The sequence below is a fragment of the Paraburkholderia sp. GAS206C genome, assembly GCF_050435645.1.
In the GTDB taxonomy this organism is placed as follows: Bacteria; Pseudomonadota; Gammaproteobacteria; order Burkholderiales; family Burkholderiaceae; genus Paraburkholderia; species Paraburkholderia phenazinium_B.
In genome coordinates, this window is record NZ_JBNDKR010000018.1 from 19,419 (window position 1) to 31,619 (window position 12,201).

At 62.2% G+C, this 12,201-nt stretch carries 10 protein-coding genes; 1 reads left to right on the forward strand and 9 read right to left on the reverse strand.

The genetic code is table 11. From position 1 onward, the window contains the following. Positions 1–75: 75 nt before the first annotated feature. The 5 genes from rpoD to P3T20_RS35945 all read right to left on the reverse strand — a co-directional run bounded on the left by rpoD (position 76) and on the right by P3T20_RS35945 (position 6,670). Complete coding sequence (gene rpoD / locus P3T20_RS35925) at positions 76–2,460, reverse strand: RNA polymerase sigma factor RpoD (protein WP_074266545.1); 2,385 nt, start codon at positions 2,458–2,460, stop codon at positions 76–78. An 81-nt stretch (positions 2,461–2,541) separates the two neighbouring features. Continuing rightward, on the reverse strand, positions 2,542–4,407 hold the full coding sequence (gene dnaG, locus P3T20_RS35930; protein ID WP_074266546.1) for a DNA primase: 1,866 nt from the start codon (positions 4,405–4,407) through the stop codon (positions 2,542–2,544). Positions 4,408–4,500: 93 nt separating this feature from the next. Beyond that, positions 4,501–4,947, reverse strand: coding sequence for a GatB/YqeY domain-containing protein (locus tag P3T20_RS35935; RefSeq protein ID WP_074266547.1), 447 nt, complete (start codon positions 4,945–4,947; stop codon positions 4,501–4,503). A 224-nt stretch (positions 4,948–5,171) separates the two neighbouring features. After that, positions 5,172–5,384, reverse strand: coding sequence for a 30S ribosomal protein S21 (gene rpsU, locus P3T20_RS35940; RefSeq protein WP_074266548.1), 213 nt, complete (start codon positions 5,382–5,384; stop codon positions 5,172–5,174). A gap of 68 nt (positions 5,385–5,452) precedes the next feature. Beyond that, the gene (locus P3T20_RS35945) at positions 5,453–6,670 is read right to left on the reverse strand and encodes an NAD(P)/FAD-dependent oxidoreductase (protein WP_074266549.1); all 1,218 of its coding nucleotides are present in this window, start codon (positions 6,668–6,670) and stop codon (positions 5,453–5,455) included. A 79-nt stretch (positions 6,671–6,749) separates the two neighbouring features. Here P3T20_RS35945 and tsaD point away from each other — a divergent pair, with 79 nt between their 5' ends. Continuing rightward, a complete protein-coding gene (gene tsaD / locus P3T20_RS35950; RefSeq protein WP_074266550.1) occupies positions 6,750–7,778 on the forward strand; it encodes a tRNA (adenosine(37)-N6)-threonylcarbamoyltransferase complex transferase subunit TsaD in 1,029 nt (342 codons plus the stop codon). Positions 7,779–7,863: 85 nt separating this feature from the next. Here tsaD and folE2 read toward each other — a convergent pair whose 3' ends face one another. The 4 genes from folE2 to P3T20_RS35970 form a co-directional block, all read right to left on the reverse strand. Further along, on the reverse strand, positions 7,864–8,670 hold the full coding sequence (gene folE2, locus P3T20_RS35955; protein WP_074266551.1) for a GTP cyclohydrolase FolE2: 807 nt from the start codon (positions 8,668–8,670) through the stop codon (positions 7,864–7,866). A 177-nt stretch (positions 8,671–8,847) separates the two neighbouring features. Further along, positions 8,848–10,755, reverse strand: a complete 1,908-nt coding sequence (dxs, locus tag P3T20_RS35960) for a 1-deoxy-D-xylulose-5-phosphate synthase (protein WP_074266552.1) — start codon at positions 10,753–10,755, stop codon at positions 8,848–8,850. Between the two features lie 85 nt (positions 10,756–10,840). Continuing rightward, complete coding sequence (locus P3T20_RS35965) at positions 10,841–11,722, reverse strand: polyprenyl synthetase family protein (protein ID WP_074266553.1); 882 nt, start codon at positions 11,720–11,722, stop codon at positions 10,841–10,843. Further along, entirely contained in the window at positions 11,719–12,024 is a 306-nt protein-coding gene (locus P3T20_RS35970) for an exodeoxyribonuclease VII small subunit (protein WP_074266554.1), read from the reverse strand. The genes P3T20_RS35965 and P3T20_RS35970 overlap by 4 nt, the downstream gene beginning before the upstream one ends. Positions 12,025–12,201: the final 177 nt, after the last annotated feature.

Sequence of the window (12,201 nt, forward strand, 5' to 3'; positions counted from 1 at the left end):
TTCCGTGACCGCTTCTGCGTGAGCAAAACGATCCGAAAGCCCCTATATCCGCATCAGTAGCCGGCTGCTCCTCGATCAGTTCCCTTCGAGGAACGACTTCAGCTTGTCAGAACGGCTCGGGTGACGCAGCTTGCGCAGCGCCTTCGCCTCGATCTGGCGGATCCGTTCACGCGTCACATCGAACTGCTTACCGACTTCTTCAAGCGTGTGATCGGTGCTCATCTCGATACCGAAGCGCATACGCAACACCTTCGCTTCGCGCGGCGTCAACGAGTCCAGCACGTCCTTCACGACATCGCGCATGCTCGCATGCAGCGCCGCGTCGGCCGGGGCAACCGTGTTCGTATCTTCGATGAAGTCGCCCAGATGCGAATCGTCGTCGTCACCGATCGGCGTTTCCATCGAGATCGGCTCCTTCGCGATCTTCATGATCTTGCGGATCTTGTCTTCCGGCATCTCCATCTTTTCCGCCAGCGTTGCCGGATCCGGCTCGAGACCGGTTTCCTGCAGAATCTGACGCGAAATACGGTTCATCTTGTTGATCGTTTCGATCATGTGAACCGGAATCCGGATGGTACGTGCCTGGTCCGCGATCGAACGCGTGATGGCCTGACGGATCCACCACGTGGCGTACGTCGAGAACTTGTAGCCGCGACGATATTCGAACTTGTCCACGGCCTTCATCAGGCCGATATTGCCTTCCTGAATCAGGTCCAGGAACTGCAGACCACGGTTCGTGTACTTCTTCGCAATCGAGATCACGAGACGCAGGTTGGCCTCGGTCATTTCGCGCTTGGCCTGACGCGCCTTCAGTTCGCCAGCCGCCATCTGACGGTTGGTTTCCTTCAGGTCCTTCAGCGGCAGCACGACGCGCGCCTGCAGGTCCAGCAGGCGTTGCTGCTGTTCGCGAATCGCCGGGATGTTACGCGTAAGAATCGCGCTATACGCGTGACCTTCCGTCACAATCTTGTCGGCCCACTCGAGATCCGTTTCGCTGCCCGGGAAACGCGCGATGAACTCGGCACGCGGCATGCCGCACTTGTCGACCACCGTATGCAGAATCTGGCGCTCGACCTGACGCACTTCGTCCACCTGGGCACGCAGCGTGTCGCACAGACGCTCGACGGTACGCGCGGTGAAGCGGATGGTCATCAGCTCGTTCTGGATCGTTTCCTGAGCCTTCAGATACGACTTCGACTTGTAGCCTTCCTTCTCGAACGCACGACGCATCTTGTCGAACCATTCGCTGATGAGGGCGAACTTCTCGAGCGAGGCACGCTTCAACGCTTCCATCTGCGCTGCGTTGGCAGTGGCTTGCGCAGCGCCATCGTCGTCTTCCTCATCTTCCTCTTCACCCTCTTCGACTTCTTCCTCTTCGCTCTCGATCGCTTCCGCTTCCTGCACGGAGAAGCCATCCGCGTCTTCCGCGTTGGCGTCGATCAGGCCGTCGACCAGTTCGTCGATACGGATTTCCTCGTTCGCGACGCGCTCAGCCATCGCGAGGATGTCGGCGATGGTCGTCGGGCACGCGGAGATGGCCATCACCATGTGCTTCAGGCCGTCTTCGATCCGCTTCGCGATTTCGATTTCGCCTTCGCGCGTCAGCAGCTCGACCGTACCCATTTCGCGCATGTACATGCGGACCGGGTCGGTGGTGCGGCCGAATTCGGAATCGACGGTGGACAGTGCAACTTCCGCTTCCTCTTCGACTTCGTCGTCAGACGAGGCCGCCGGGGCATTGTCGTTCAGCAGCAGCGTTTCAGCATCGGGCGCCTGCTCGTAGACGGCCACGCCCATGTCGTTGAACGTGCTGATGATGCCTTCGATCGCCTCGGTCTCGGTGAAGTTGTCCGGGAGGTGGTCGTTAATTTCGGCGTACGTCAGGAAGCCGCGCTCCTTGCCGAGCTTGATCAGCGCGCGCAGTTTCGAGCGGCGCTCTTCGAGTTCTTCGACGGTGCCAGGCTGGGTGGACGCGAAAGCATCTTTCAGCAGCGCTTTTTCCTTCGCGCGGCGGTCGCGTGCCTTGGCCTTTTCGCCTTTGCCCGGAGCTGCAGTAGTTTCCTCGCTCGGGGTTGCGTCGTCATCGACGGATACTTCGTTCAGCTTTTTCGTCATGGAGTTCGCCGTACCGGCTGTAGTCTCGACTCGCGGCTGTTGGACAACAGCCGGCGGAACCGTGGATACTGGAGTCTCGCGCGTTACCGCATCGTCCTGGGCGGCAACGGCTTCCCTTGCGCTTCTGGCACTCGGCCGCTTCGCAACCGGCGTGGCGGCTTTCGCCGTACTCACCGACGCCGCTTTCGCGGCGGAAGTAGTCGAGGATTTCTTCCTCACATCCGGCGTAACGCTTGCGGCAGACGCTCTTTTCGCGGAGGAAGCGGACCTGGCCCCTGTGACCTTGATGGTTGGCTCCTCGGAGCCCGTGCCTGTCCCTTTCTTTCCGCCTGTAGTCTTTGCCATTGCAATCGCCTTTCGCCTTTTGCCTGGAAAACAAACCGCTGAAAACCTTTTATTGTAGCACTCGGCCTCAGCCCACCCTTCTTACAGCCCGAGCTGACGCTTCATGTCAGCCCGTTTCTGATTCAGATCCGTCAGTTCGGCAAATTCCTCGGCGGTATGCCTCGATTGCCGCGAAAGTTGCTCGAGCCGCTCACAATAGGCGTCATAGCGCATCTTCAGGATTGCGGCCTTCAGCTCTTCGCCGACAATCCGTTCCTGCTCGCGCCGTTCCTCAATAACGGCCGCATCCGTAGGGTCCTTCAGCAACAAATCCCGAACGTTTTCATCATAGTCCAGAATTTTGCGAAAGATTTCCTCGAAAGTCGGGGCGTTAGCGCCGTTTCGCAAGAGATCAGACAGCAACTGGAACTCCGCCGCATCGCCGAGCGCGCGGGCGTGCGTCGCCACTTCCTCAAAGAGCTCGCCGTGGCGCGTAATCGTCAGCAGCGCCTGCTCGGCCTCCTCGTCCAGCACCGCGACCGTCCGCGGATGCATCACCAGGTTACGGAGCGTTTTTTCCTCGATTCCGGTCACGCTGCGGCGGTCTTTGCGGGCCGGCGCCTGGCGCGCGGCCGCGGCGATCCGGGAATCGACCTCGCATAGCGCCGCCACCTCGTCGAACGGCACGTCGAGCCGGTCGGCGAACATATGCATGATCTGCGCACGCAGCGCATTGGCCGGCAACGCCTGCAGCAGCGGCTTCGCGTCGAACAGCGCGCGCGCCCGGCCTTCCGGCTGGTCCAGCTCCTTGCCGGCCAGCACTTCGTTCAGCATGAACTGCGACAGCGGCATGGCCCGCTCCACCTGTTCGGCAAATCCCTCTGTGCCGAACTCCCGCACGTAACTGTCCGGATCGTGCTCCGTGGGCAGGAACAGGAAGCGGATGGTCCGGTTGTCCGCCGCGTGCGGCAGGCAGGCGTCGAGCGCCCGGCGCGCCGCGCGGCGGCCCGCCGAGTCGCCGTCGAAGCTAAAAATCACTGTATCCGTCTGACGCAGTAATTTTTGCACGTGAATCGGCGTGCAAGCCGTACCCAGCGTGGCGACCGCGTTCTGGAACCCTAATTGAGCCAGCGCGACCACATCCATGTACCCTTCGACCACCAGCACGTACTGCTGTTCACGAATCGCCAGACGCGCCTCGAACAGCCCGTACAACTCGCTGCCCTTGTTAAATAGAGGCGTTTCCGGCGAATTCAAATACTTGGGCTCGCCGCCGTCCAGCACCCGGCCGCCGAAGCCGATCACCTGGCCTTTAACGTTGCGGATCGGGAACATGATCCGCTCGCGAAAGCGGTCGTAGCGGCGATTCTGGCCCTGTGCGTCCGCCTTTTCGCTGACGATCACCAGACCTGACTCTACCAGCGCGTCGTCCCGATAGTTAGGAAACGCGGTTTCCAGATTCTGCCAGCCGTCAGGCGCGTAACCCAACCCGAACCGGAGTGCGATCTCGCCCGTCAAACCACGCTTTTTCAGGTACTGGATCGCGTTGGGCGCGCCGCGCAACTGCTTGCGGTAAAAATCGGATGCAGTCTGCATCACATCGGACAGCGCCGTTGTGACGGCCTTCGAAACCGCCGGCGCATAACCGCCGCCCCCACCGCCCTGATTCGGCGACGGCTCCTGCGGCACCGTCAGGCCCACTGACTGCGCCAGATCGTTGACCGCCTCGGGAAACGTCAAACCGGCATGCTCCATCAGGAAGCCAATCGCCGTGCCATGCGCGCCGCAGCCAAAGCAATGATAGAACTGCTTAGTCGGACTAACCGTAAATGAAGGGCTCTTTTCGTTATGAAACGGACACAGCCCCATGAAATTGGCGCCGCCCTTTTTCAGTTGCACGTACTTACCGACCACGTCGACGATATCGACGCGGTTCAGCAGATCCTGCAGGAACGAATGCGGAATCACAGTGGGGGGGGCTACCTTTAAAACCTGAAGGCTGCGCGGCCAGCCCGTCCAGAAGCAGACCGCACAGACCGCAAAAACACCGGAAAAGCCGAATTACTTCGCCAGCGCAGCCTTGACCAGCCCGGACACAGCGGTCATATCGGCGCGGCCTGCGAGCTTCGGCTTGAGGACGCCCATCACCTTGCCCATGTCCTGCGGGCCGACGGCGCCGGTTTGCGCGACCGCAGCCTGCACTTCGGCTGCAATTTCCGCGTCCGACAGCTGCTCCGGCATGTACGCGGAGAGGATGGTGAGCTCGGCGCTCTCCTTCTCGACCAGATCCGTGCGGCCGGCCGCTTCGAACTGGCTAATGGAGTCTTTGCGCTGCTTGATCATCTTGTCGATGACCGCGGTGATAGCAGCGTCGTCGAGCACGATGCGCTCGTCGACTTCACGCTGCTTGATCGCGGCGAGCAGCAGGCGGATGGTGCCGAGACGCTCGGTTTCGCGGGCCCGCATGGCGGCCTTCATGTCGTCGTTGATCCGATCCTTGAGACTCATTACTCACCTGAATGCGTTGGAATGTAAAAAGATCTGGCCATGCGCGGTGCATCAACACAAAAACCCGCTTGGGACTGCTTCCTCAAGCGGGTTGGCGCGAATTCGCGGAGTAGATGCGGCTTGACCAGGATGGCCCTCACGGCCAGGTTGTCCGAACGGGGCTGCGTTTAGCGCCGCCACCGGTTACGTGCCGCCGCTCCGTAGGACCCGCAGCGGCGTCAGAATCAGTAAAACTTCTTTGGCAGCATCTGGCTGCGCAGCCGCTTGAAGTGGCGCTTCACCGCCGATGCCTTCTTGCGCTTGCGCTCAGCCGTAGGCTTTTCGTAAAATTCGCGCGCTCGAAGTTCGGTCAGCAGGCCGTTCTTCTCGATCGTGCGTTTGAAGCGGCGCATCGCGACTTCAAAAGGCTCATTTTCTTTTACGCGGATGATCGTCATTTTGCAATAACGGAACTTTGTAAAGGTTGAGGATTATAGCAAACCTTTCTCACAAAGACACGTCCGCGTCAAGCCCCCTTCACGTACTCTGCGGCGGCCTGGCCCGCGGCCACGCCGGAAGCCCACGCCCACTGGAAATTGTAGCCCCCAAGCCAGCCCGTGACGTCGACCGCTTCGCCGATAAAGTACAGGCCCGGTGCCCGGGCGCTCATCATGGTGGTCGACGACAGGTCGCGCGTATCGATCCCGCCGCGTGTGACCTCGGCTTTGCGGTAGCCTTCGGTGCCGTTCGGGGTAAGCGTCCAGCGCGACAGCGCCTCGCCGATGCGGCGCAGCGTCTTGTCAGGCAGATCGGCAATGCGCGCGTCTGCGGGAATCTGGTGCGTTTCCAGCCAGACGTGGGCGAGCCGGGCGGGCACCCATTCGGCGAGCAGGTTGGCAATCTGACGTTTTGTGCTGGTCTTCGCTTCCAGCAGCGCGGCGGTGGCGTCCTGCTCAGGCAACAGATTGACGTGAATCGGCTCACCTGGCTGCCAGTAGCTCGAGATCTGCAGCACACCTGGGCCGGACAGGCCGCGATGGGTCAACAGCAGATCCTCGACGAATTCCGCACCGGTTTTCTTGCTGCCGGTCTCGATCCGCACCTCGAGCGAGACGCCAGATAGAGCCGCAAACGGATCCCAATCGGCTGCCGCAAACGTTAGCGGCACGAGAGCCGGACGTGTGTCGATCAGCTTATGGCCGAACTGCTTGGCCAGCCGGTAAGCAAAGTCCGTCGCGCCGATCTTCGGAATCGACAGACCGCCGGTTGCCACCACCAGCGCACGAGCGCGGATCGCTCCGGCGTGCGTATCGAGCGTATAGCCCGTGGTTGCATCGTGCCGCACCTGCTCGACGGCAAGCGGCCTGCGCCACGCGATACCGCCGGCGTCGCACTCGTTTTTCAGCACCTCGATGACTGCGTCGCTCGACTGGTCGCAGAACAGCTGGCCTTTGTGCTTTTCGTGCCACGTCACGTGATGGCGCTTGAGCAGCGCCATGAAGTCGCGTGGTGTGTAGCGCGCGAGCGCCGAACGGCAGAAATGCGGATTCGCCGACAGGTAGTTGGCCGGTCCCGCGTACAGATTCGTGAAGTTGCAGCGGCCGCCGCCGGAGATGCGGATTTTCTCCGCGAGGCGCGGCGCGTGGTCGATCAGCACGACACGGCGGCCGACTTGCCCGGCCACCGCCGCGCACATCATGCCGGCCGCGCCCGCGCCGATGACCGCGATATCGAAGGATTCCATGGCGCGCATTGTACCTGCGGCCCCTGCCCCGCACTGCTATACTTTAAGGCTTGCTTTTTTACTTTTCGGGCACCTGAACATGCTGGTTCTCGGCATCGAAAGCTCCTGCGACGAAACCGGACTCGCGCTCTACGACACGGAGCGCGGCCTGCTTGCGCACGCGCTGCATTCGCAGATTGCGATGCACCGGGAGTACGGTGGAGTGGTGCCGGAACTCGCGTCGCGCGACCATATCCGGCGCGCGCTGCCGCTGCTCGAAGAAGTGCTGGAGCGTGCCGGCACGGCGCGCACTGAAATCGACGCGATCGCCTACACGCAAGGGCCTGGGCTGGCTGGCGCGCTGCTGGTCGGCGCCAGCATCGCCAATGCGCTCGCCATGGCGTGGGACAAACCCACCATCGGCATCCATCACCTAGAAGGGCATTTGCTATCGCCGCTTTTGGTCGACGAACCGCCGCCGTTTCCGTTCGTCGCCTTGCTCGTCTCCGGCGGCCACACGCAGTTAATGCGCGTGTCGGATGTAGGCGTCTACGAGACGCTCGGCGAGACACTCGATGACGCCGCCGGCGAAGCCTTCGACAAGACCGCGAAGCTGCTCGGGCTCGGTTATCCGGGTGGACCGGAAGTCTCGCGGCTGGCGGAATTCGGCACGCCTGGGGCCGTGGTGCTACCTCGCCCAATGCTGCACTCGGGTGATCTCGATTTCAGCTTCAGTGGCCTCAAGACCGCAGTACTGACGAATGTGAAAAAACTTGGCGGCGCAAATATCTGTGAACAGGCCAAGGCTGACCTGGCGCGCGGGTTCGTCGATGCTGCGGTGGATGTGCTCGCCGCCAAGTCACTGGCCGCGCTCAGGAAGACCGGGCTTAAACGGCTGGTGGTCGCGGGTGGCGTAGGCGCGAACCGGCAGTTGCGTGAAGCGCTTTCGGCGGCTGCAAAGAAGCGTGGCTTCGATGTGCACTACCCGGATCTATCGCTGTGCACCGACAACGGCGCGATGATTGCATTAGCGGGCGCGCTGCGCCTGCAGCGCTGGCCGGCACAATCGGGCAAGGATTACGCGTTCACGGTGAAACCGCGTTGGGATCTGACCTCACTCGCGCGCTAAAAGAGGAATTGCCCAAGGGCGCGTTACATCGCAATTGAAAACGGCCGCTAAAGCGGCCGTTTTCACATCAAAGCAAAGCGCGCAACTAGCTAGCCCGCTTGTCGTGCTCAATCACCGCATACGCGCTGTGGTTGTGGATCGATTCGAAGTTCTCAGCCTCGAGCACATACGCTACGATCCGCGTATCCGCATTCAGACGCTGCGCCACATCACGCACCAGGTCTTCGACGAACTTCGGATTCTCATATGCGCGCTCGGTGACGAACTTCTCATCAGGCCGCTTCAGCAAGCCCCACAACTCGCACGACGCCTCTTCCTCGGCAATCCGAATCAAGTCTTCCGCCGGCACGTCATCGGACAGTTCGGCATTGATCGTCACATGCGAGCGCTGATTGTGCGCGCCGTACTGCGAGATCTTCTTCGAACACGGGCACAGGCTCGTCACCGGCACGAGCACTTTCAGGAACACACGCGTCACGCCGTTGCGGGTATCGCCCGTCAGCGTTACTTCATAGTCCAGCAGACTTTGCACGCCCGACACCGGTGCGGTCTTGTTGACGAAGTACGGGAATGACACTTCGATACGGCCCGCTTCCGCCTCGAGCTTCTCGAGCATCGCGGCCAGCATCTTGCGGAACGTCGACGGCTCCAGCGGAGCCTTGTTCTCTTCAAGCAGCGCCACGAAACGCGACATGTGCGTGCCCTTCTGATCGGCCGGCAGGTGGACGTCGAGGTTCCACGTGCCAACCGTCGGCTGCACATCGCCGCCCTGTGTGCGCACCGTCAGCGGATGACGCACGGCCTTCACGCCAACCCGTTGAATAGGGATCTGGCGGGTGTCGACGGTGCTCTGCACGTCGGGCATCACAAAAGCGGGATTCATTTGATTCATGTTGTTTTCCTCAGCGGCCGAGCGGAACGACCCACGCAACGGCGAACGCCGGCTCGTGCCGGCGTTGCATGATGGGCCCGCAGGCCCATCGATTCAAGTTGGAGATTGCTATAGCCGCAATAGCGCCTGCACACCCGGCGCCCGGCTCGGCCTTGCGGCTCGCTCGCCGGCTCTCTCTTACGCGACGCGCTTGACGGACTTGCCTGCGGCGCCCGTGGCGTGATCCATGAAGCGTTCGCGGATCGACTTGGCAATGCCCGCGCTATCCAGGCCACACTCCGCGAGCAGCTTGGCCGGATCCCCATGATCGATGAAGCGATCGGGGAGGCCCAATTGTAGTACGGGACGCATAACCCCACTGGCGAGCAGGGCTTCGACGCAGGCCGAACCCGCGCCACCCATGATGCAGCCTTCTTCGACCGTGACGACGTAGTCGTGGGACTCCGCAAGTTGGCGTACCAGCTCGGCATCCAGCGGCTTGACGAAGCGCATGTTCGCCACCGTCGCGTCCAGTTGCTCCGCTGCGGCGAGCGCCGGTGCGACCATCGTGCCGAACGCCAGAATCGCGATCCGCTTGCCGGCCGGCTGCGCAGTCTCGCGACGCACTTCGCCCTTGCCGACAGGAAGAGCCGTCATCTGCTTGACAGTCGCCACACCCGATCCAGCGCCGCGCGGATAGCGCACTGCCGTCGGCCCCGGCTGCTGCAACGCCGTGTGGAGCATCTGACGGCATTCGTTTTCGTCAGACGGAGCCATGACGGTCATGTTCGGAATGCAGCGCAGGAACGCCAGGTCGTATGCGCCTGCGTGTGTGGCACCGTCTGCCCCAACGAGACCCGCGCGGTCGATCGCGAAGACCACCGGCAGATTCTGCAAGGCGACGTCATGGATCAACTGGTCATAAGCGCGCTGCAGGAACGTCGAATAAATTGCCACGACCGGCTTCATACCGTCGGCGGCGAGGCCGCCTGCGAACGTCACCGCATGCTGCTCCGCAATGCCCACGTCGAAGTAACGGTCCGGGAAGCGCTTTTCGAATTCCACCAGACCCGAACCTTCGCGCATGGCCGGCGTAATGCCGACGACGCGCGAGTCGAGCTCAGCCGCATCGCACAGCCATTCGCCGAAGACATGCATGTAGGCCTTCTTCGACGGCGCAGTGGCCGGCTTGATCCCTTCCGCCGGATTGAACTTGCCCGGCCCGTGGTACAGCACCGGGTCGGCCTCGGCCAGCTTGTACCCTTGACCCTTCTTCGTCACGACGTGCAGGAATTGCGGACCGCGCAGTTCCTTGATGTTCTGCAGCGTCGGGATCAGCGAGTCGAGGTCGTGACCGTCGATCGGGCCGATGTAGTTGAAACCGAATTCCTCGAACAGCGTAGCCGGCACGATCATGCCCTTCGCGTGCTCTTCGAGCTTGCGGGCGAGGTCGAGCATCGGCGGCGCGACGCGCAGCACGCGCTCCACACCGGCACGCGCGGCAGCGTAGAAACGGCCCGACATCAGACGCGCCAGATGGCGATTGAGCGCGCCCACCGGCGGCGAAATCGACATGTCGTTGTCGTTGAGGATGACGAGCAATGGAACGTCGTCTTCGACGCCCGCATTGTTCATTGCCTCGAAGGCCATGCCGGCGGTCATCGCGCCATCGCCGATCACGGCGATGCCCATGTGGCCCTCACCCTGCAGCTTGCTGGCGACGGCCATGCCGAGCGCCGCGGAAATCGACGTGCTGGAGTGGGCCGTCCCGAACGTGTCGTACTGCGACTCGTCGCGGCGCGGAAAACCGGAGATGCCGCCGTACTGACGCAGCGTGTGCATCTGGTCGCGGCGGCCGGTCAGGATCTTGTGCGGGTAGGTCTGATGGCCGACATCCCAGACGATCCGGTCGCGCGGCGTGTCGAACACATAGTGCAGCGCAATCGTCAGTTCGACCGTGCCAAGATTGGACGACAGGTGTCCACCCGTCTTGGAGACGCTGTCGAGCACGTAGGCGCGCAACTCGTCTGCAAGCGGTTGCAATTGGCGGCGATCGAGGCGGCGGAGGTCAGCCGGGTCGTCGATGGTTTTCAGCAAGTCGTACATCGTCGTTCCATTGTAGGAAAACTTACGCGCCCGCACTTCATTCACGCATTCGTCGTAGCAAATGCGCGGCGGCGGGCTTTCGCGTTCAGCTCACCCGGTTCACCACCAGGTCAGCCAGTTCGGCAAGACGCTGCGCCCGCGCGCCAAACGGCGCGATTGCAGCGTGGGCGTCGGTGCGCAGTTGCGCGGCGAGTTCGCGCGACGCCTCGAGCCCAATAATCGACACGTAGGTCGGCTTGCCGTCCTTCGCGTCTTTGCCTGCCGTTTTGCCGAGCGTCGCGGAATCGGTCGTGACGTCGAGAATATCGTCCACGACCTGGAACGCGAGACCCACAGCGGCCGCGTAGGCGTCGAGCGAACGCATTGCGTCCGCGCCAGGCGCTTCGCCCGCCAGTGCCCCCATGCGAACCGAAGCGCGCAGCAGCGCGCCGGTCTTCATGCGGTGCATCGTTTCGAGTTGCGGCCGGGTCAACGTGTGACCGACGCTCGCCAGATCGATCGCCTGGCCCCCAGCCATGCCGATCGAACCGCTCGCCAGTGCCAGCTCACGCACCAGCGCCGCCTGTTGCGCCGGCGGCAGCACGTCGGCCGTCAGCGTAACGAAAGCTTGCGATTGCAGCGCGTCGCCGACCAGCAGCGCGGTCGGCTCATCATACTGAACATGCACCGTGGGTTTGCCGCGACGCAGCGCGTCGTCGTCCATGCAGGGCATGTCGTCGTGCACAAGCGAGTAGACGTGGATCATCTCCAGCGCTGCCGCGGCCGCGTCGAGGCATTCGACACGAGCGCCGGTCAGCTCGCCGGCGGCGTGGCAAAGCAACGGGCGCACCCGTTTACCGCCGCCCAGCACTGCATAGCGCATCGCTTCGTGCAGTTGTGCCGGCTCGACGGCCGGCTCCGGCAAGTAGTGTCCGAGTGCCGTCTCGACGCGCTCGAGTACCGAGTGCATCCATTGTTCGAAAGTCATAGGTCGTCCCCGCTCTCTGTAGCGGTTGTGCCTGCGCCACTCATGGGCAGCGGTTTGAGGGTCTCGCCGTCGAGGACCCGCACCTGCTGCTCGACCTTTTCCAGTTGTTGCTGGCAAAACGTCACAAGGCTCGCGCCGCGCCGGTACGCGGACAGCGATTCCTCCAGACTCAGACTGCCGCCTTCCATCCGCGCAACGAGCCCTTCCAGCTCCGCCAGCGCCGCTTCGTAATTCTCGGGCAGCGGCGTGCTGTCGACGCCCTCAGGTGTTGCAGCGGTGTCCTTCGATGCGGTCTTCGCCATGAATGGTCGCAAAATTAAAACAAGTCGGACATTCTACGGCAAAAGCGACTTATCCGATCCGCTCGACGCCCTCCGCCCCGCTTGCTCCCCTTACGGCTCAACCAGAGCGTGACAGAAAAAAATCCTTTTTGCTCGGACGAAAGGAGTGAACCATCTTCACAATTTTGACCCAAATCA

Excerpts from the sequence above, each read along its gene's own strand:
- rpoD (WP_074266545.1), bottom strand. The coding sequence starts at position 2,460 with ATGGCAAAGACTACAGGCGGAAAGAAAGGGACAGGCACGGGCTCCGAG.
- rpsU (WP_074266548.1), bottom strand. The coding sequence starts at position 5,384 with ATGACGATCATCCGCGTAAAAGAAAATGAGCCTTTTGAAGTCGCGATG.
- folE2 (WP_074266551.1), bottom strand. The coding sequence starts at position 8,670 with ATGAATCAAATGAATCCCGCTTTTGTGATGCCCGACGTGCAGAGCACC.
- P3T20_RS35970 (WP_074266554.1), bottom strand. The coding sequence starts at position 12,024 with ATGGCGAAGACCGCATCGAAGGACACCGCTGCAACACCTGAGGGCGTC.
- dxs (WP_074266552.1), bottom strand. The coding sequence starts at position 10,755 with ATGTACGACTTGCTGAAAACCATCGACGACCCGGCTGACCTCCGCCGC.
- P3T20_RS35965 (WP_074266553.1), bottom strand. The coding sequence starts at position 11,722 with ATGACTTTCGAACAATGGATGCACTCGGTACTCGAGCGCGTCGAGACG.
- tsaD (WP_074266550.1), top strand. The coding sequence starts at position 6,750 with ATGCTGGTTCTCGGCATCGAAAGCTCCTGCGACGAAACCGGACTCGCG.
- P3T20_RS35935 (WP_074266547.1), bottom strand. The coding sequence starts at position 4,947 with ATGAGTCTCAAGGATCGGATCAACGACGACATGAAGGCCGCCATGCGG.
- P3T20_RS35945 (WP_074266549.1), bottom strand. The coding sequence starts at position 6,670 with ATGGAATCCTTCGATATCGCGGTCATCGGCGCGGGCGCGGCCGGCATG.